This is a genomic window from Pirellulales bacterium (genome assembly GCA_033762255.1).
Lineage (GTDB): Bacteria > Planctomycetota > Planctomycetia > Pirellulales > JALHPA01 > JANRLT01.
Map to the genome: position 1 here is coordinate 26,840 of JANRLT010000033.1, position 21,082 is coordinate 47,921.

Consider the following 21,082-nt stretch of genomic DNA (forward strand, 5'->3'; position numbering starts at 1 on the left):
AAAGTATGCCACTTTGCCCAAAAGCAGGCAAAGAGGCGATGAAAAAATGATGAATTAGTAAAAACCCGCCCCCCCGGGATAATCGGGGGGAGCGGGAATATTAGATATTAACATATCTGGGCATTATTCCCAGGGAAGAAGTTAATGAAACTTGACTTACTTCCAATCGCTACCAAAGATTTCCGCCGCGGCATGGGCGGCGGTCTTTTTGGTCTTGCCGCCGACGTTGGCAATGGCTTGTTCCCAAGCCGAGCCAGCGCGAACTTGCTCCAAACGCCAGTCTTGTTCCTCGGCAAAGAGGGCCGTGACTGTCGCTGCGGTCAGGGGATTCCCCACCCCGCTGCCAAAGTTGGAGTCGATCGGCAGGTAATCCGCGGGTTCGATGAAACCGCTAAAGTCGCCATCACCCAGAGTCCAGCCACCGGAGAGTCCGGGGGTCGGGGTGCCCAGGTTAGAATCGACCACGGTGTAGTCGGCGCCGTCCACTTGGCCATCCAGGTTATAGTCACCCGGATAGGTAAAGCGAACCACGATTTGATTAAAGCCAGTCCCCAGGGTGCTATTGCCCAAGGTCAAATCGTAGAACGGATTGCCGACATCGCCAAATTGGCTGTTGGCGTTATCCACGGGGATAATGACGCGGGAACCACCAGAGGAATCAACCGTGGTACTGCCAATAACGGGCAAACCGCTGCCGGGAACCGCGCCCGAACTGTAGGAATTATCCACATAACCGGTGATGGTGGTCAGTGGGTTGGGTCCCAGCGGATCATAGGTCAGAACCAGATCATTATCGTTCAGGTCCAACACGGCGTCATTGGCCACGGTCAAGCTGTCCAAAACCACGAGGCCGGTCGCTCCGCCATTTGGCAGAATCTCGGCGATGGCACTGGCACCAGCCAGATTCAGTCCCCGTTGGCGGATACCAGAGGTGACCAAAGTGGCTCCACCCAGCACGGTGGTGTCCAGGATGCCGCCCGTGGCGTTGCTATCGACCCGGGCCTCGCCAGCGGTCAGTTCCAGGGTGTTGGTATCGCCACCGGGATTGTACGCGATCCGGTTGAGACCCAGGGTCGCGTTACCGTTGGTATTCACCAGCAGGGCGTCGTTGCCACCGAGGGTGTTGATCGTCAACAAGCCCGTGGTCATGGCCGCCAGTTCAGCCGAGTAATCGGGAGTCACGCCCACACCGGGAACGGTGTTTTCGTACACTTCCAACAACGTGCCGACGCGGCGGACACGGTAGGTGTCGGCATTCGCGGTACCGGTGATCACCTCGAGCACGGTGCTTTCCACATCGGTATTGGACGGAGCGGAATCAACCGCGCCGGTCGCCACTACGCGATAGGTGTAGTTGATATACGACTGCACCTGGGTGTTGACGTAGCTGGTGGTGTTGGCTGGCAGTGTGGCGATGGTGGTGAACGGCCCGCCGGTGGAGCGTTCCACACGGTAACCGGTCTCGTTGGTGGCGTTGTCCGACCAAGCCAAGGAGATCTTGTTAGCCGCGGTCGCGGTGGCGGTGAGTCCGGTCGGAGCAGCCGGGGCGTTATTGACGGTAAAGTCAAAGAACGCGTTGCTGCCCGTGGTGGTGCCGTTATTTGCGGCGTCCACGGCCCGGCCATTGCCGATGAGGCTATCACCCACAAAGTTCAGCCGGAAGTTACCGGATGGGAGCAACCCGCCGCTGACGCCGATCCCGGTAAAGGAGAGCGTGAGGGTGTTGGTAAACAGACCGCTGATCTGCGGAATGACATCAACTTGCGGGAAAGGCTGGCCATTTGGCTGGGTGATGGAGATGCCGTTCAACCCACTTGGGTCAAGCACTTGGCTAACTGGGCCGTTGAAGGTGAGTGTGACCGTCCCCACTGGGGCATTCGGCACGACTGATAACAGCGATACCAGCGGGCTTTGCACGGGCGTACCAGTGTTGATCTCGCCGGGTGTCAGCGCCGCTCCCGGTGCTGGCAGGCCCACGGCATTGGGCACGTTGTACTTCGCGGGATCGTCCCCATTTGGCACCAAGTCGCCGTGGAACCAGGCCGAAGCAGTATTTGCAGTGGTGTTACCACGGAAGCGGCTGATGGCGTCCGCCACATACAGGTTGGGATTGAGGAGGGCATCAATCACGCTGCCCGCACCACCCGGCCCATAAGCCCGATCCGACGCACCCGTATCCCTAACGGTGACCGAGTCAATAAAGACTGTTCCGGCGGGCAATTCCAACGTGCCGTCATTATCCCAGTCGTAGTCAAACGAGGTCGTCGTCAAGCTCGAAGAGGGACTAAACATCAACGCGTAAGTGGCGGTGTCATTGGCCAAGGCTTCGACGTTCAGTTCCGGACGACCGATAAAGGTCGCATCGGAGGGCAAGCTAAAGTCAAAGTTTGTGCCAGCGCCGATCACGGTTTGACCATTGGCACCGTTGACAAATGTGCCGATGTCCACGACCAAGTCGCCGGAGCCTTCGGCGGGACCGACGTCACCATCAATTACCACAAAGTAGAGCGAACCCAGGCCCGCGCCGGCCAAACCGGTCAATTCCGCGAATTCATGCGTGCCGTCGTTGCCGGGGGAATTGATAAAGAACTCGTTGAGCAATAATGTCGGGTTGGCGGTGTTAAAGTCGTTATCACGAATGGTGAGCACGGCCGCATTACGGGCATAAGTCGCCCCGCCGCCAGAGATCGACAGATTGAGTGTTTCATTCCGTTCCAATGTGGAATCGTTATTAATCGGAATGGTGATCGTTTCGAAGAGTTCGCCGGGGCTGAACGTCAAACTACCCGAAGCCGATCCGGTGATATCGGTCGTTGCGGAACCGGTCCCATCGGTGATTTGGTAGTTGATCGTTACCGTCCCCGCCGAGCCACCTTCGCGGTGCACCTTGATGCTGGCAGTGCCGTTTTCGTTCACTTTGTAATCGGCATCGGAGAACGAGAATGTTCCCTGGCCGGTCGGCGCGGTATACAGAATAGTCAACTTCGGCAGTAAAGCCGCGTCGAATGAATCAGAACTGTTAAAGTTCCAGTCATTGCCGCCATCATTAATGATGGCCCAGCCATAATTGGGGAGGGTGTTATTTGCCCAAGCTTGCACTAGGTCTGTATCCAGCGGAATTTGGACCAAACCGGCCACGCCGGGGGTAGGGACGACTGAGCTAATATCAGCAGTGGCTTCCACATCGTCCGGTGTGACACCATTCACAATATCCGAACCGAGATTACCCTGGGGATCAGAGAAAGTCGCGGTGGATTCATCCCAATCCTTCAGCATTTGGAACAAACGAATCTGTGAGGTGGGAGTGCTGGGATTATTCACGTTCAGCGTCAGAAACGCGCTGAAAATCTGCGACCCGGCGGGAACTTGATTGATGGCGTTACCAAACAGGTTGCCAAACTTAAGCAAGCCCTGGGCGGGACGGGAATCCTGGCCAGTCAAGGCGCCAACTTCTTCATCAATACTGACCGCCGTGGTTCCACCAAACGAATCATTTGGCTGGATGCTGTTAAGCGTCACATCATCGGTACTGTTATATCCGTTCACACCATCTTGGAAGGTCTGCACGCTGACGTTGGCGTCAACAATCGTCACGGTCACAGTCGGCACGACAATTTGGAAGGGGCTGGTCACGCTGCTGAGCGTGACGGTAAAGCTTTCGAACCCTTCCGCGATCATGTCGGGTAGAATGGCGATATCAATCGTCTCGCTGGAATCTCCAATACCAAAGTTGATCGGACCGCTTTCGGCGGTAAAGTCCACATTGGAGGTGGCGGTGCCGCCGGATGTGGCGTAATTGACACTAATCGCTTGAGACAAATCCCCGGCGCGGGTGATGGTCAAGCTGACAATGCCAGCGGCTTCGTCCACGCTGATCGCCGAAACGCTAAAGCCAATTGTCCGCAAAATATTAAGGGCGCCAGGGGTAATTTGAGCACCGGCGGGGGTTACCACGCTGGAGTAAGTTTCTGTAGCGGAAGGAGCGGCATACACGCCCGTAGCGCCATTCGGAATATCGCCGTTGTACCACACCCCAATCGAGTTGGGATCGCGTTCATCAAACCGGCGGGTAACAACGTCCGAGGTCGTGTTGCTGCTACCTAGGCCGTTCGGCTGATGCACATGGATACCGGGATGCTGCAAAGTCGCTGCACGATCACGGTCGCCACCACCACCTTCGACCACAAACACCGAGTCCATAATCTCGGCACCCACAGGAAGTTGATCTAAAATCCCCACACCGGGACCGTCCGCTGTAGCGGTCGTATTAGCATAGGCACCCACGGTGTCATAATCCGTACCTTGCACGATCGGATTGATCGGGCTGCGGATCAAGGCATACGTTTGGGAGGAATCTTCCAACACGCCCCCCACACCATTTAACGCGGCGGTGGCAAAGACGCTGGAAGCCGGATCAGGGGTGTACGACCAAGCGGTCGGCGTAATCACTAAAATACCGTTGCTGCCAAAAAACTGTCCGCTCAGATCCAGCACAAAGTCGGCCCGACCACTGCCCGATCCACCGTTTTCTTCTTCTTCTCCTTCGAACACGACAAAGTAATACCCATTCAGGCTAGCACCCGGCGTCCCCAAAAGTTCAATGTATTCACGGTTGGTTTCGTCGGAACCGGCATTCGTCACATTGGCCAAGACTTCGCTGATCAACGCGTCGTCATCGGCAATAGATAATGTGGCATTCGCACCGGAGATACTGGACCCATTTTGCGGGTTGCTGAGAGTGATGTTGACTGTTTCCAGGCCTTCCAATGTCGTGTCACCATTGACCGTGATGGAAATTGGCTGAGTGGCCACGCCGTCATTGAATGTTAATTGTCCGTTCCCCAACACAAAGTCACTACCGCCGGTTGCTGTGCCCGCGGTAATCGTGTAATCAACCGTCACGGTACCTGTGGTCCCGCCAATTCGCGCCACATCCACAATCGCCGTGCTGGTACCGGTGTTGCCTTCGGGGTGCAAGCTATTCGTGGTCAAAAACTTGAAGGACCCCGCACCGCTGGGTGGGGTGTAATCAACCGTTAAGACTGGCCGATTTGCCAAGGTCGCTTCCGAGGTGTCAAAGTCCCAACCGTTGGTCGCCGCGGATTCAATCAACCAGCCAAAGTTAGTTTCGCCGGTGACCCAATGCTCCAACGACGTCTTAACATTAAATACTTTGACACCGGTTGTGGAATCAAACAAGATCGCGTCGGGTGGCAAGCCTTGAACTTCGTTCTCCGACGCATTCACGCCACCAATAGAGCCAAAGGAATTCCACGTGGCCACGTTTTGATCCCAATTTACATTCATCCGATACAGACTCATCTGCATCGAGGCATTGGAATCATTAAATACCGATACCGTCAAGGTCGCGGAGTTGATCGTAGAACCAAATGGAATCTGGCCCGCACCCGTCCCAAAAATCCCGTCATATCGCAACAAACCCTGGCGAACCCCCCCCGCATCCTGCTGATCCACGCTGATCCCGGTCTCTGTTCCAAAATTCACCGACGGTTCCTTAGAGAACAACACCGTATCCTGAGTACCGGTATAACCACCAACACCCTCTGTAAATGAGGCGACGGCCATCATGGACCGATTTTCCAGGGATTCGTACATCAAGCGGGTTCGCTTGGCATGGGTGGCGGCCTGTTGGGCCTGGGCGCCTTTACGCTGACGGGAATTGCGGAACATCGACCAGTTGGACATCGATCGCATGGAGTACTCCAGATGAGAAACGGTTTAAATTGCCTAGTCTGCCCAGTGTTACAGGGGTGAACCATTCACCCAATTAAGCAATCAGTACGCGCGAGGCACGAGGACTCGCCCAATAACGTCTGCAAGGATTCAAACGGAGAAACAGATATTACAGTCCGATCATTTGCGCATGATTAGGGGTTTATGAGAAAATCCACGTTCTTTGATGAGAATGCTTGCAAAGAGAAATAAATCATCCATCATTTCCATGCATTTTTATGTCCAAAGATAAGAATTAATCTGGGGAAATATGGCTACTTTTGGATTGAGACAATCATTTTCTAACGTATCGCTAACGTATTATTAACGCATGGGTCATGTTGTTTACCTTTAATAATTGTTTCACGTCCACCTCGCAGGAACGGCCACCCTTAGCCGCTGATGAAGCGCAGCGATACCACCGCTACTCACCAAGAACCGATCCTTTACCACCGCCACCATTGGATTCCCGCATCCGTCGCTCGTGGTGTTTCGTGGCCGCATCATATTTTTCAAATCCAATAAATCGACCTTCTTGATCATAGTTGTCATGGTTAAAGAGTCTTAGTGATTGACAACAGTAATGAGCCACAGTTTCAGAAAACCCCATAAATTCTGTTTCATAATAATCTTCTAAATCTGGATTGGCGGTGAGTTCTGCTGCGGCAAAAGAAGAAAACTGTTTACACACTTCCCACACTTCGTCTCTTGCCTGAGGGGTCATTCCAAGAGACACGAAATACTTGGCGGCTACAAGTGTATATTCTTTCCCAACCGCGCGCTTACGCCAGCATTCCTTGAGTTCCTCTAAGAGCTGCAATTGGTCGGTTGTCATCGTGATACTTTTATGGAGGAGAAACGGGTTGCCAATTCAAGTTACCGAAAATGACAATGGCGTCACCAATAGACATTGGTTTTTGTGGCGCTATAAGAATGTGATCGTTGTTAGCGGGTAGCCCAGTTATTCTCAAGGGTACCCAAGGAACTTGTTCCTTGGCCGCGCAGCGGCAAGAAGCATTTCTTCAAATTTTTCTGCTACTGTCAGTGGGCTTCTTGTGCTGCGCACACTGGAACAAGTTCCAGTGCTAGCCAATGGGCGATTAGCTGGGCTACCCGCTAGCCTGCTTCCACTGCGACAGGGCGTTCTAGATGTCAGATCATTTTTTTGCATCCGGCTTGTATGCCTCGATCCAATCAAATTTCAAGCCTTTGATGCGGTGTTGCTTGCAAAGCTTCAGCACTTTAGCCGTGGCCATCCAGCGATGACCCTCACTTAAAAAGAGATCATATTCAGGTAACCTTTCTGGTTGTATGTAAAGTTTTTTACAATAGGCAAGGCTAAACACTTGTGGTTTACCATCCAGCGCTGGAGTTCCATCCAATTGAGAATGTTTGTAGTCCAAAACAGGTATGCGATCAGCAGATTTTACATCAAAAACATGATAGACACTTAATTGCTGCTTTGAGCGATTGAGTAATATTATCTTATGATTACGATGCGGTTGAATGAATATGTTTGAAGCAACGCGTTCAACAAATTTATCACTACAACACATGGCAATGCTTTTCTCTGACAATTTGACAATATCCGCGACTTCCGCTAGCTCCTTTGGTTCGAAATCACCGGGACGATAGGGAATGGTGGCAAAGATTTTCCCTGTATAGCCATTTTCCCACTCCATAGCGTCGATATTCTTAAAATTCTCATCCACCGGACCCAAGGCCCAGCTATGGAGCGAGAATTCCAGCTTGTAAATCCCATGTTTTTCCTCGGCGGACATGTGGACTTCCTTCAAGGCATATTGTGAAAAATGTTCAGTCTGGTCATTGCCGCTCACAAAAATAGTGAATCCTGATGCTCTGTTTTGGTTTAGGAGGAAGGCTCGGAAACTTACTCCAGTGTCCGTAGCACTAGCAGCCCACTGGATATTTCGTAACTATTTAAAAAACAGCTTCCGTCCGCTGTCTGGCTCGGGAACGAAAGTGCTTGGCTAGCCCGGCACAGAGAGAATGCGTATCGCCCGGGATTACGCTAACTGTGGAAAAAATGAAAAGAATAATTGGGCGCAACAGGGCTCGAACCTGTGACCTCGACGGTGTGAGCATCGCGCTCTAACCAACTGAGCTATGCGCCCGCAGCCTCTTACCGCTGTTATTTGCTAAACCGCGGTTATGTGACCAGAGGATACGCTAAACAACCAACCAGTCAAAACCTCATCCCCCTGGCCAATTCACACAAAATGAGTTTATCGCGCCCCGGGGCGGCTGCCAAGGTGCAAAAACGCCCCGTTTCCCCGAAGAAGAAATTCCAGCAACTTCCCAAAACTCTGTTTATTAACTCCCCACGTGTCTGACGCCTGAAAATTAAGAGACCTGTTCGATGGGGCGGGGTTCGCCCGTTGGCGGAGAAAAATCACTATTTTTCGTCGCGGGGGGCTCAAATCGCGGGGCCGTGGGTTCCTGGTAATCGTCACTGCTACGGTAGCCCGAACTACGATTCGCCGCGGGGGTGTCATTGACCGCCGAATTGATCTGCTCCTGGATACCGCTTAGGCCTTTTTTAAATTCGACAAAACTCCGGCCCAGGCTGCGCCCGACGGAAGGGAGATTTTTGCCGAATAACAGGACGGCAATCACGCCAATCACCACCATTTCCACCGAGCCAATATTGGGGAGCATAATTAACCTGATTTAGTGCCAAAAGTTATGTTGCGAGAGGATTTGCCAGCTTGCCCCAAACCGCCCATTCACCAACGGAAAAAGGTGTTAATTCTTTTCCTTGGTAAATTCACGCGGGGTGGTTTCGTCCTCGATACCAGCCACCCCTTTCTTAAATTCGGTAACACCCTGGCCCAGCGAGCGCATGACCCCCGGCAGGCGATTGCCAAACAGCAGCAAAATGACCACACCGACCACCACAATTTCGACAGGTCCAAAAGTAAAGCCGTACAGCATAATTATTTCCTAACAGTCAAAAGACGGCCAAAGCCGGGGGACCAAGATCCAACCCGGTGGGAGCGGCAACCCGGCCGCCAGGGTGGGAAGGGGTTTACAATACCTAATTATTGCCTTAGGCGGGATGAGTGTCAAACTACCTCTATCGACGTATGCCGCAAAAGCCGGTTTTCAGCCGAATTCCCAATTTTTTCCATGTTACGCCAGTTCCCATCAGGAAAATTAGCGTTCCCTCTGATACATGGGCAAGTACCGATAATAAATTTCCAAGCAGAGGGCCCCCATAGCCGTAGAATAGACCCGCCCCCCGTAGCCTCCCCAGACACAGTCGGGATCCCAGCTTCCGGCGTGGGTACCGCTGATGACTTGTCGGGGCAATAACGTCGCTTGCAGGGCCTGATTCCATTTTTCCCAGGCGGGCCCGCCCTGTTGGTACATTCCCAACGTGCCATAGTACCAGTAATACAAGTTAATTCGCTGCGGGTGGGGCAATTCCCCCAGCAAATACACCGCCGCTTCTTGGCCCGCCGGATTGGAGGACTGCATGCCCAGGAACTGCCGGCAGACCAAACCTTCGGCGGTCATTGGGCGTGTCATTCGTTCCCCCGCGCGGTAAGCGGCCAGTCCCCCATGCGTCCCTCCCGAGGCGGAGCGAATAAATCGCACCATGCCCTCCCGCGTGGCCGCGGGAATCGATATTCCGGCCGCTTCGCCACTTTTGAGCGCCATCAGTTGCCAGCCCAACTGGCTCATGTCTCCTGGTTCGTTGGTTTGATACCGCCAGCTTCCCGTGGGGAGGTGTTGGGCCGCAATTGTGAAATTAAGGGCTTTACGTACGGCGGATTCTAGCCGTGTGTCGCGGGACATGGCCAGGGCTTCGCTAATGGCCAACGTCGCCATGCCATGGGCGTACATCGCGGCAAACAGTTCCGCCTGGCCGCTAAGGTTGCCATCGCGCGCTTGGACACTTAATAAATATTCCAACCCAAGGCGGACGTTGGTGCTATATTTCCCCTCGAGATGGGTGTGCCCGGCCCCTAAAAAGGCAAGCAACGCCAAGCCGGTCATGGCGGTGTCGGCCTTGGCGCCGGCACCGGCGCGATTATGCCCCAAAACTTGGCGTTCGGCCCCCGCGCCATACTTTGCCGCATTCCAACTGCCATCGGGGGATTGGGCCGCCGCCAGCCAAGCGAGCGCGGCCTGGACGGCGGCCTCGGACTCGATTGTGCCGCCGCGACTTTTCAGCAGCGTGAGCCGATCCGCGGCAAAGCGGTCTTGATAAATCGCAGGGACATGAATCCCCGGGTTTGACGGGGGAGTGCTGGCAATCGACTGAACATTTTGCCCGGAAACCGCCGGGGAATCGACCTGCCGCGCGGCGGAAGAGGGTAAACTGGCCGGGAGAGTATTTCCAGGATTATCCGGGATTGCTCCCGATGCGTTCGAGCTTAGCGCCGCTTGTGGAACAGCTGTCGACGCGGCGACAACAGAGCCGGGCTGATTTGTGTTCGTCGCGGGGAACGAGGGAGCGATGGGAGGGGAACCAACAGCCGCGGGAGGTAACTCCCCTGAAGGTTGGGGTTCGGCCGGTGGTTGTAACGCGGTGGATAACGTACTGTCCTGGGTGATGGACTTTGCCGTTACGTCAGTCCCGGTTACCGGCAAGGCCGTTTTGGCCACGATGGCCACTGGGACGGCGGCCATTGCCGGGGAAACGGGGGAAGGGGGGGAAGCGGCTTTGTGCGTTACAGGGAGGGGATCCTGCGCGGGAAGTGGGGTCATCCGCGCAACCTGATCGCTAGCTTTGGGCGAGGCGTCCAGCGTGGGGGGGGCATTTTCGGGTAGGGGTTGCGGCTCCGATGTCGCAGCTTGTGCGGCGGGGTCTTTGGCGACCGTGGCGTTATATTTGCTAGCGCGCAGCAGTTCGCCTGACCGCTGCGGAGCCAGTTGGGCCAGATGTTCCAAGTCGGTGGCGGATTGCAATTCGGGAGCGTCGCCGGGCGTTGAATGAGCGTCCGTGGAAGGTTGATCAACGGGTGGGGCCAGTTGCTCCCAGGCGACCGGCCCCAAATCAATCAACGTGGCATGGATTCCCTGACCAACAGACGCACCCGCCGGAGAGTGGACAATTTCGATGGTCATGGCGTACAGTGCCAAGAGCAAATGCGCCAGCACCGATAACCCGATGCATTTGGTGAGGGGCTGGGTTTGGCCCCACTTGGTGCGCATCAGCACCATAACCGCCAGTGACAGCAGAGCCAGGCCCACATACAGGGCAATACTGGTCCAACTGGCACGGTTCCAAATAACGGCAATGTGATTCCAAAAATCTTGCACGGAAAGACGATGGCCAGGCGGTGTGAATCTGCAAGCTGTGACTCGCTTGCCAACTAAGAGCGCGTATCTGTAGAAGTATCGGCTAAAGTACCGACGGGCTATGGCACGATGTTGGAAAACATCCGGGGAGCATGATCAATTGCGTCCCTGCGCAGGCATTAATTCCCGGAAAATATTATGTAATTGCTAGTTTTACCGTAGAATGCCTATTTTCTAAGGTTCTCCGACGTCGTGTAGGCGATGCCTAATTCCGGCACGCCCGCCTGCCGGACGGCATGATAAACTTCGGCCATGCGGCCATGGGTGGTAAATTGATCCCCGCGCACGATGACCTGGATCTTTGGTTGCTGGATGCGCAGTTGCGTCAATTGCAGGGTCAGTTGTTCTAGGGAGACCGACTGGGCTCCGAGGAATATCCCTCCATCCGCCTGGACGTTGACCACTTTGGGCGTCAAGGCCGACGCCGCTTCGCTGTTAGAACTTTTTGCCGTGGGTAAACGCAGATCGATGCTTCGTTCCTCTTCGGTGAATTTGGTCGCCACCATAAAGAAGATGATCAGCGTCATGATCACGTCGATCATCGGCGTGAGATTGAGCGTTGGTTCTTCGAGGGGGAGGGTTTTGAGAGGCATGCTAATGGAGGCTGGAGATATTGAGTTTGGAGAATTGGAGTAGGCTAGTAAATAGCGACAAGTCGGGAGGTCGCGTAACTCCAACCTCCAAACTCGAAACTCCCACTTATGCCGCTTTTTTTAGTTTGGCCGGGCGTGCCCGTTCCTGCAGAGCCTCGGCGGAGATTAACTCCACCAGTTCCTGGCCCAAGGCATCCAAACGAATCAACAGCCGATCCACGCGGCTGGCAAAATACATATAAAACGCGACCGCCGGTATGGCGACCGCCAGACCGGTCGCCGTGGTTAAGAGCGCCTCGCTAATACTGTGGCTCAGCATTTCCATACGGCCCGGGGCATCCGCCGCGGCGATATCCTTAAAGGCCTGGATAATGCCAAAGACGGTGCCCAAGAGACCCAACAGCGGTCCGATGGTGGCCAGGCTATTAAAGACGCGTAAAAAACGGCGCAGCTCGTGGGCTCCCCGTTCGCCGGCGTCGATCAGGGCTTGTTCCATTTCAGCGGCCGAACGGCCCCATTTTTTGACCCCCGCCGCCAGCACCCGGGCGGCGATGCTGCCATTTTCGGCACAGACCAAGAGTGCCTGTTCCTTATCGAGTTGGTTTTCCCCTAATTGCTGAATCAATCGTTTGACAAACGGTCCCGGAATGATCCGCGCGGTATGCAGGCTGATAAACCGTTCAAAGGTAAACACCAACAGCACAAAGGAACAGCCGACCAGCGGAATCATCAGATATCCGCCATCGGTGATAAAGCTAAACAGATTTTTACTGACCGCGGGGGGCGGAGCATCCGCCGCGGATGGGGGGGACGTGCTTTCCCGTGCGGAGGGGGAAGAGGCGGACGCGGGTTGTGCCGGATTTTGTCCGTAGAGATACGTCGAGCAACAGGCCAACCCGCACAACACCGCAATCCAAAACAAGCGCAACAGCGTCCAGGCGCGCCCGGGCGTTTGATCCGCTGGTGTCCAAAGATGGGTCAACATGACTGCACCTAAACCGCGATGAGTTTTTTTGACCAACAACCCGCTACGCAGGGCAAATTACCCTATAACACGCGAACAGCCCGGGGTAAGGGACCCCGAGCTGTGTCGACGTTCATTCGATTGCGCGGCCCACGGGCAAGTCGCGTGTTAGTAGGGGCTACCCACGCCCGTATCGACATTCCCCACCATGTGAAAGTGGTTATGGTCGATATACACCACTTCGACTTCCTCGGGTTTGTGCAAGGTGTGCGGAATCGGCCAACCGACCCGGGTGGTTTCGTCAAAGTAAATAATGCACTTGTAATGGGCGTGGTGCAGTTGCGCGGGGCCTAGCAAGGGGTAAAACCGCGGTTCATCGACATAGTCGGCGAACTTTTCCTTGACAATGCGCACATTATTGCGTTGCTTTTCCTCGAGGTAGGGCCAGCCGCCGCGCACCGGACGGGCTTTTTCCAAAGCCCGCATGACTTCGTCATCGCTAGGGGGATCAATGGCCTGAACCGGCCCGCCAGCGGTGATCGGGCCTAAAATCGGCACGCGGTCATAGCGCTCGTGCATGTGATGCCGGTATTCCTGCTCTTCTTGCATATAAGGAGAAACAGGGATTGGAAACGACAGGAAACCCAGGTTGGGTCCCTGCGACACAATCCAAAAGCAGCCGGTGCTGCCCAAAATCCAGAGCGAACAGAACGCCGCGAACGCGGCTTTGAACTTGAGCGACATGCACCACTCCTTGGGACCTGATGGCTCAATTCGCCGGACCGGGCAAAGAAACCTTCCTTGACGCGCGGCACCCTGGCGAATGCGGGTGTGTGCCAATGCTTGGCACTTTCATGACTACCAAAATTATCGTGTAAAACTTTGCCGAACTTGCGGATATTTCGGAATATGCCAAAGAAAACATTCCTTGCGCGCTCCGCTATCAACAAGCGGGGGTGTATATCCGGGCCAAGAACAGCCGCTAGCATCCATCGCGTCCTGATTTATCGGGCTAAACAAAAAAACGCCGCGACCCGCACAGCTAGCTGCTGGCACCGAAAGGTGCTGGCTGTGCGAATCGGACGGCGTCTGCAGGGGGAGTAAGGCTTCCCCGCGCAATCCCGGCAATTTTGGCAAACCCGGCGGACTAGATAAACGACTCGATTTCCTTGACTTCGGTCTTGGTCGTGCCAAAGAAGCCGTTATCGTCGAACGCGTCAAAACCGGCTCCCCCCGCTAGCACGGCGTCCAGCGCGGCGCGAACGTTGGTGGCGATGATGGTATCGTTGCCGGAGTCGGTATTGATGTTGATGGATTTGCTGGAAGTAACTGAGGTCAGCGTCACGCGGTCGTTGTTATCGCCGGTTTCGATGTTCAAATCCTCGGTCGAGCTGTAATTCGACAGGCTGACGCGGTCATCCCCCAGGTCGGTGGTGATCCCCAGGGCAAAGGCCGAACCGTTGATCAGGGTGACGCTGTCATTGCCGGCCTTGGATTCGACGCTCAGGTTTCCCCCCACGATAAGGCCGTTGCTGGTAATCACGTCATTGCCGGCATCGGTAATGATGGTGGCATTGAACCCGACCGAGGTGTTGTTGAGCACCACCCGCCCGGCGTCCTGGCCCAAATCGACCACCAAATCGCCGCGAATAATCGCGTTATTCACATTGGCCTGGTCGCTGCCGGCGTCACCAATGATCGAGACGTTATTGGCCACGCGGGCTCCCACGGCGACAAAATCATTTCCCGTCCCCAAATCGACATTCAAATCCCCTTCCAGGCTGACGCGGCCAACCGTGACGCGGTCGTTGCCATCGCCCATGCGAATGTCCAGCTTTTCCAAGCCGGGATTAAGCAATGTTACCGCGGGCAGGCCGTTCACGGTGGTCCCATTGAGACCGCGAATCGTGACATTCCCTGCATCGCTTTGAGTGATGTTGATTTCATTACCCAGGTTGTCACCGGTCACATTGAGCAGCGTTCCCTCTAGGGCGATGGCCACATCGCCCGCCAGCGCGATGCGCGATTCACATTGTTCAAACTTTAGCTGGCGGCCGTTACGCAAACGATTTCTGACTGACATAGTGTTACACTCCCGTGTAAATGACCGAGGCCCGGGGTGGGCGGGTCAGGGTGCGAAATTGCCAGCGGCACATGCCGCCGACCTTCATCCCAAAGGACCAATGGAACTGCCCCGAACCGTCAGCAAAAACGTAAAATCTGGAATTTACGTGGACTTTTTTGGAATTGGCGGGGAACGTGGCGGTTTACCTGTCTTTTTGCGGTCCTCTAACTAGAATAAAGCCAAGCAAGGCTCTGTTTTTACCCAGATTCGCGTGTTTCATGACTATCCTTCCCTCTCAGGACCCGCCAGATCGAACCGCGCGCGGTTTTTCGGATTCAGAGGAAAAACCGCATAGCGACGGGTCGTTATTGCAGTTTTATCGGCAGGGAAACAACGCTGCGGCGGAACAGTTATTTGCACGATACGCGGCCAAATTGGAGCGCCTAGCAAAATACAATTTATCCCGCGCCGCGGGCCAAAGAATCGACGCCGAAGATATCGTGCAATCGGTTTTTCGCCGATTCTTTGCATCGGTGGATCGGGGGAATTACGATTTGCCCCGGGGGGCCGATTTGTGGTCGCTGCTGATGGTTATTGCCCTCAACCGTGTTCGCTCTGAAGAAGCCCTGCAGCGGGCGGGGATGCGCGACATCCGCTGCACGGTCCCCTTTGAAGATCAACATCCCGCCGGTCCCGGACTCTCGGCCGAACAGGGGGATTTGACCCGGTTGCTCATCGCCGAGGCGATCGAGGATCTCCCCGCCCAACACCGGGCGGTGGTGGAACTGCGGATCCAAAATTACGAGGTTGCCGAAATTGCCGCGCGGGTACAGCGTTCCAAACGGACAGTGGAACGACTCTTGCAAGAAGCCCGCGCTGCTTTACTTAAAAACCTGGGAGACGATGCCCCGGAGCCACTGTTATGAATATTCCCGCCCCCGCGCGCCAACTTTCCCCCGTTACCCCGGCGGAATTACTGCTGGACGACTATGTGCAGGTCTTTGAAAATGCCAATCCCGACGCGGCGGGCCGGGATTTGCGCGAATTTGCTCCCGCCGCCAGCCATCCCCAGTATTTGGATATCTTGTGCGAACTAGCCCGGGTGGACCTGGAACAGCGGGCGGACCGGGGCGAATCGTTGTTGCTGGACGAATACCGGCAGCGCTATCCCGAACTATTCCAGGTCTCGGCTATTAGCTCGCGGCTGGAATATGAATACCGGCGACTGGTGGGGGCCTGCGCCGCGGAACAATTGGGCGATAGCCTGGATCCGTGGCGGTTTTCCCCCAGTCTGCTCCGCGAACTATCTCTCCCCGCGCCGGCAGGCGCGTCGCGGGGCGATAGCGCGCAATCCACCGCGGTGGAGGATTGCGGTTTTACAATTTTAGGAGAATTAGGTAGCGGCACCTTTGGCAAGGTCTATTTAGCACGGCAAGCTATTCTGGCCCAGCGATTGGTCGTGTTGAAAATCACCTCCGCCGAACTGAGCGAGCCGCAAATCCTGGCCCGCCTGCAACATGCCAACATCGTCCCGATCTACTCCGTACATGTGGGGCGGGGGCAGACCACGCTTTGCATGCCGTATTACGGAGCAACCACGTTTGCCCAGGTGCTGCGGGGATTGCCGGGAGGGGACCGTCCTCCGCATTCCAGCCAGGCATTGTTGTCCACATTGTGCAATCAACAATCGACGTTGTGTAATCAGCAATCCACGCTGGGTAAGGAACCATCCCTATCGACCAGCGCTGGTGCATCCCAAGTTCCCGACATCCTGGATCGGCTCACTCACCCGGAGGCGGAAGAGTTGTTGGTGGGACCGCACCCGGCGTTGCAGCGGTTGCAAAACTCCGACTACGCGACGGCGGTTCTATGGCTCTTTGCGCGGTTGGCCGATGGCCTGCAGCACGCGCATTCCCGCGGTATTTTGCATCTGGATATCAAACCGGCGAATATTCTGCTTGCCGATGATGGCACGCCCCTCTTGCTGGATTTTAATTTAGCCCGCGACCAACGGAGGGAATCGACAACCGAAGTCGAAAAAGTTGGCGGGACGTTGGGCTATATGTCCCCGGAACAATTACGGCACTTTAATACTGGCAATGAAAAACTGGATGAACGGAGCGATATTTATTCGCTGGGCCTGGTCCTTTATGAATTTTTGCGGGGGGAACGACGCGTCACGGCCAACGCACAAACAATCGGGAAGGAACAAATTGCGGCGCAACTGGACGAACGCCGTCGCGTACCCGCCGCACTCGCCGGAAAAAGCCCCGGGTTAACCCCCGCCGTGGATGCCATCGTCGCCAAGTGCTTGGCCTTTGACCCCGCCGCTCGTTATCAAACCGCTGCGGAATTGCGGACGGATTTGGATCGGCAATTGGAAAATTTTCCGCTGCGGTACGCGCGTGAAAAATCCTGGCTGGAACGGCTGTCCAAATGGCGGCGGCGACAACCCCGCTTGGCCACGGGTTTGGCCACCGCGGCGTTGGCCGCTTGTATTCTGATTCCCTTGGCGACTTTGAGTTGGTCTCGGGGTAACGCGTTGCTGACCTCGCGGCATGATTTGCTCGTCGCCGATATTCGTGACACGCAAGCCAATTTTTACACCGCCAAGGATCGTAGCGAACTCCTGCTGTCACTATCTGGCGGTGATCTGGATTTGACGACGCCCGGCATCTTTCAAGCCCAAACGGCGTTACAAACCCTCGAGGAGGCCGCGTTTCACCCCGAACGCCAGACCGCGTTAGCCGCCGCCCTGACCCCCGCGGAACAAAAAAAATTACGACACGCCGCCGGTGAACTGTCCCTCAGTCTGTCGCGGGTATTTTTACAACAATCACAATCCAGCGCCGATCAAAACGTTCGCCAAGTGGCCTGGAACCAGGCCCGGATGTGGCAAGAACACGCGGCCAAGCAATTCTCGCCCGAACGGCCCCTAGGATTGCGTTGGCAAGCCGAAAATCTTTCATCCCCGGTCAATACAGAAATGCTCTTGGCCAGGGTCGAGAATGCCTCCCGTGAAAAAACGGCCAGTGCCGCCGATTTGCTGGTTGCCAGTCAAGAGTTGTGCCGTCGTGGCGCGTATGGCCAGGCGATTCCGCTGTTAGAGCGGGCAGCGCTCTTGGAAGCACGCAATTACGCCATCTGGCTGACACTGGGACAGGCCTACTACCACCAAGAAAAATTCCCCTCCGCGGCCGCCGCCTTCGCTGTCTGCATGGCTCTGCGCGAGGATGTGGCCTGGGCTTACTTTGGCCGAGGACTATGCCATCTGCGCAGTCGGGATTTTGCCGCCGCGGAGGCCGATTTTTCGGCTGCCAGCCAACGCGAACGGAATTTTTGGGCCGCCGATATCAACCGCGCGTTAGCGTTACTAGAACTCAATCAACCCCTCCCGGCCAAGCAACTACTGGATGATGTCCTGGCCGTCGGTCAACACCAGACCCGGGCATTACTATGGCGGAGCAAGGCGCATACGTTACTCGGCGATGCCGCCGCCGCCCAGCGCGACAAAGCCGCCGCCCTGGCCAGCACACCCACGGACGAGACGGGCTGGGTGGCCCTGGGATACGAGCAACTGGACAGTGCGCCTGGCCAGGCCATCACGTGTTTTGACAAAGCGCTACAATTAAATCCCCATTCGCGCGAGGCACTGCAAAACAAGGCCCATGCCTTGTCGGAACAATTAGGCCAGGTTGAGGAGGCGGTGGCGGTCTTGGATCAGTTGCTAAAGCTGGACCCCGCTTACCTGCCCGCGCTGGGGGGACGGGGCGTGCTTTTGGCGCGGTTGGGTAAGCGCGAACAGGCCCACGCCGATGCCCAGGCTTGTCTCAAACTGGATCGCAATCCCCAAACACTTTATCAATTGGCGGGGATATACGCGCTGACCTCTCGGCAGGACAAAGGGGATAAAGCCCAAGCTTATAACCTAGCCACCCTGGCATTCCAGGCTGAACCGCGTTTACTGGACTGGGTCGCCACGGATCGGGACCTGGACCCACTACGGTCGGATGCGGAATTTTTAGAATTGTTAAATAGATTTTCACAATTACCCGGCGAAATGAGCCACTCTGCCGCTGGGGAAACAACCGTCACTCCCCCCGTTTCCCAATAATCACCGCGCCACGCGCGGGGCAAGACTGGCGATTACACTTCAGGAACGATGCAACGACCTTTTTCCATCAACCGTCGCCACCACCGCCGCCTGAATATCGAGCGGCTGGAGTCGCGCGATCTATTTACGACCTGGGGTAATCCCTGGCCGGAGCCAGAGCGGCTGACGGTCAGCTTTGCGGAGGATGGCACGCAAATCGACGGACAAGCAAGCGCGTTGTTTGCCCAACTGGACGCGCAACTGACGCGCGAAACCTGGCAAACCCAAACATTGTTGGCCCTGCAAACCTGGGCCAATTATGCGAACTTAAATTTTCACGTGACAGACGACGGCCCGGCCCCTTTTGGCAAAACCACCAGCGCGCAGGGCTTGAGCGGCGCGGGAGATATTCGCATCGGCGCGGTGCCGCTGTCGAATAATGAATTGGCCGTCGCGGCTCCCTACAATCTTTACAGCGATTGGTCGGGCGAGGTGGTGGTCAACACGCAATTCACTTTTGGAGTGGGTCCAGGCGCGGCTTTTGACCTTTTCACGGTTCTGTTACAAGAGACCGGCCACGCCCTCAGCCTGGCTCCCAGCGTGGCTCCAGAATCGGTGTTATTCGGCAATTATCTAGGCCCACGGACGGATTTGTCCTCCTTGGATATCCAGGAAGTCCAGCGTTTATACGGACCCCGGCGCGCGGACCGTTTTGAGGGGACCGGAGGCAACAACCAGTCCTCCACCGCCACGCCGCTAAGTTTTATTAGCGATGTGGATCAATACATCGGAATTGATCCCCGGGCCGGAGCAGCCCCGTTTATCGCCGCCGCCGATCTGACCACGCGGACCGATGTGGATTTTTATCAATTCACCCTTCCCGCCGGGCTGAATGATTATCGGGTGGTATTGCGCACCAGTAATATCAGTTTATTACAAGCCCAGATAACAGTTCGTGACTCGCAAGGAAACATCGTCGGTCAGGCGGCGGCCAGTAGTCCGACCATCGGTGACCTGGAATTATATGTGGCAAATGCCCAGGAAGGCGAAGTTTATTCCGTGTCGGTCGCGGGAGCGGCGGGCAATGCCTTTGACGTGGGTGGTTATGAGCTGGCGATTGGACTGGAGGCGCAGGAAGCGCTCTTCCCTTCGGTGTCGACTTTTATCAATGACGACCGGGGGGATGACGACGATGGCATAGACACGCTGGTGGTGCTCAACCCCAAAGTCAGTACAATTGGCGTACCATGGGATTATAGCCAGCGGGCCAGCCTGAGTTTTTCCACCGATCGCGACTTCTACCGCATCACTGCGCCAGCGGACGCAAATACCATGGCCGCGCTGGTTGTGGCGGTTTGGCCGCTTAATCCCCAAGATTTTCAACCGGCGTTGAGTGTTTCCGCCATGGCGGATTTTTCCAGCTTGTTACCCGCCACGGTATTAAGAAATGACTCTGGCGCGTATTCCCTGGAAATCAAAAACATCACCCCCGGGGCAAATTACTACATCAAGATCGCCGCCGCGCAGCCCAACGGTTCGCAGTTGGAGGGAAATTATCTGTTAGCCGCCGATTTTCGTCGGACACAAACTTTTTTTCGCAGTTTGGCCGCGGGCTGGCTGAATGAAACCACGCTAGAGCAAACCTACCTGCTGCGGAACACCGAATCGCGCCTGCATCATTGGCGCCTGACCGTGAATGCCCCCGCGGGCTCCACCACGCCCGCAACGGTTCGACTAGGTATTTATAACTCGACGATGCAACTCGTCGGGACCTTTACCGCCACTACTGGAGAACCAGCCACTTTTTCGGCCTTGCTGCGTCCCGGGGTTTATACCCTTAAATTCATGGTGGATGGCGTTAACCCGCAGCTCAACCAGCGCCTGACATTTCATTTAGCCGCGCTTGTTCTTAGCGATCCCCTTGGTCCCACGCGCGTCGACCCGGGGGGTACGCCCGTGGGCGGAGGCTATGTTCCCACCTACACTGTTCCCACGCGTCCCTATTACAGCTTTTATTTCTTTGGACGCAACTTTACCTGGGTGCGACCCCGGGTACCCGTTGGCTCGCCATAAGACTGCCCATACTCGCGGCGCATCCATACCCCCGCAATAAAAAAAACACCCCGAACCGCGCTATCGCGATTCGGGGGGCGGGGTCAGTCAACATAACTTTCTGTGGAGAATCACGGATCAATCACTGCCCTAGGCAATATCCGCCAGGGCGGTCCTAGAACTAGCTTTTCCCGAGACGGCAACCATTGGATAAACTAATATTCGTGGTAGCCGTGTTTCGGCGACGGGAC

Annotated in this window: 13 protein-coding genes and 1 tRNA gene; 3 read left to right on the top strand and 11 right to left on the bottom strand. The window is 55.7% G+C overall.

Features of this window, described 5'->3' with window-relative positions:
• Window positions 1-156 precede the first annotated feature (156 nt).
• The 11 genes from SFX18_09745 to SFX18_09795 form a co-directional block, all read right to left on the bottom strand.
• Entirely contained in the window at window positions 157-5,715 is a 5,559-nt protein-coding gene (locus SFX18_09745) for a Calx-beta domain-containing protein (GenBank protein MDX1963425.1), read from the bottom strand.
• Between the two features lie 442 nt (window positions 5,716-6,157).
• Window positions 6,158-6,568, bottom strand: coding sequence for a hypothetical protein (locus SFX18_09750; protein ID MDX1963426.1), 411 nt, complete (start codon window positions 6,566-6,568; stop codon window positions 6,158-6,160).
• 322 nt (window positions 6,569-6,890) lie between these two features.
• On the bottom strand, window positions 6,891-7,514 hold the full coding sequence (locus SFX18_09755; GenBank protein ID MDX1963427.1) for a hypothetical protein: 624 nt from the start codon (window positions 7,512-7,514) through the stop codon (window positions 6,891-6,893).
• 280 nt (window positions 7,515-7,794) lie between these two features.
• A tRNA-Val gene (locus SFX18_09760) sits at window positions 7,795-7,868 on the bottom strand.
• Between the two features lie 229 nt (window positions 7,869-8,097).
• Window positions 8,098-8,412, bottom strand: coding sequence for a twin-arginine translocase TatA/TatE family subunit (locus SFX18_09765; protein MDX1963428.1), 315 nt, complete (start codon window positions 8,410-8,412; stop codon window positions 8,098-8,100).
• Between the two features lie 87 nt (window positions 8,413-8,499).
• The gene (locus tag SFX18_09770; GenBank protein ID MDX1963429.1) at window positions 8,500-8,688 is read right to left on the bottom strand and encodes a twin-arginine translocase TatA/TatE family subunit; all 189 of its coding nucleotides are present in this window, start codon (window positions 8,686-8,688) and stop codon (window positions 8,500-8,502) included.
• Between the two features lie 222 nt (window positions 8,689-8,910).
• A complete protein-coding gene (locus SFX18_09775; protein ID MDX1963430.1) occupies window positions 8,911-11,025 on the bottom strand; it encodes a hypothetical protein in 2,115 nt (704 codons plus the stop codon).
• A 206-nt stretch (window positions 11,026-11,231) separates the two neighbouring features.
• Window positions 11,232-11,657, bottom strand: coding sequence for a biopolymer transporter ExbD (locus tag SFX18_09780; protein ID MDX1963431.1), 426 nt, complete (start codon window positions 11,655-11,657; stop codon window positions 11,232-11,234).
• Between the two features lie 106 nt (window positions 11,658-11,763).
• A complete protein-coding gene (locus SFX18_09785) occupies window positions 11,764-12,642 on the bottom strand; it encodes a MotA/TolQ/ExbB proton channel family protein (protein MDX1963432.1) in 879 nt (292 codons plus the stop codon).
• A 147-nt stretch (window positions 12,643-12,789) separates the two neighbouring features.
• Complete coding sequence (locus SFX18_09790; GenBank protein ID MDX1963433.1) at window positions 12,790-13,365, bottom strand: hypothetical protein; 576 nt, start codon at window positions 13,363-13,365, stop codon at window positions 12,790-12,792.
• A gap of 403 nt (window positions 13,366-13,768) precedes the next feature.
• Window positions 13,769-14,704 (bottom strand): hypothetical protein, encoded by a 936-nt coding sequence (locus SFX18_09795; protein MDX1963434.1) that lies wholly within the window; start codon window positions 14,702-14,704, stop codon window positions 13,769-13,771.
• Window positions 14,705-14,964: 260 nt separating this feature from the next.
• On the opposite strand from SFX18_09795, the gene SFX18_09800 reads away from it, so the two are divergent.
• From SFX18_09800 to SFX18_09810, 3 genes are read left to right on the top strand one after another with little or no spacing between them, the layout of a single operon-like run.
• Window positions 14,965-15,612, top strand: coding sequence for a sigma-70 family RNA polymerase sigma factor (locus tag SFX18_09800; protein MDX1963435.1), 648 nt, complete (start codon window positions 14,965-14,967; stop codon window positions 15,610-15,612).
• Window positions 15,609-18,800, top strand: a complete 3,192-nt coding sequence (locus SFX18_09805; GenBank protein MDX1963436.1) for a protein kinase — start codon at window positions 15,609-15,611, stop codon at window positions 18,798-18,800. The genes SFX18_09800 and SFX18_09805 overlap by 4 nt, the downstream gene beginning before the upstream one ends.
• Window positions 18,801-18,848: 48 nt before the next feature.
• Window positions 18,849-20,852: a matrixin family metalloprotease gene (locus tag SFX18_09810; GenBank protein ID MDX1963437.1), complete on the top strand. Its 2,004-nt coding sequence runs from the start codon at window positions 18,849-18,851 to the stop codon at window positions 20,850-20,852.
• Window positions 20,853-21,082: the final 230 nt, after the last annotated feature.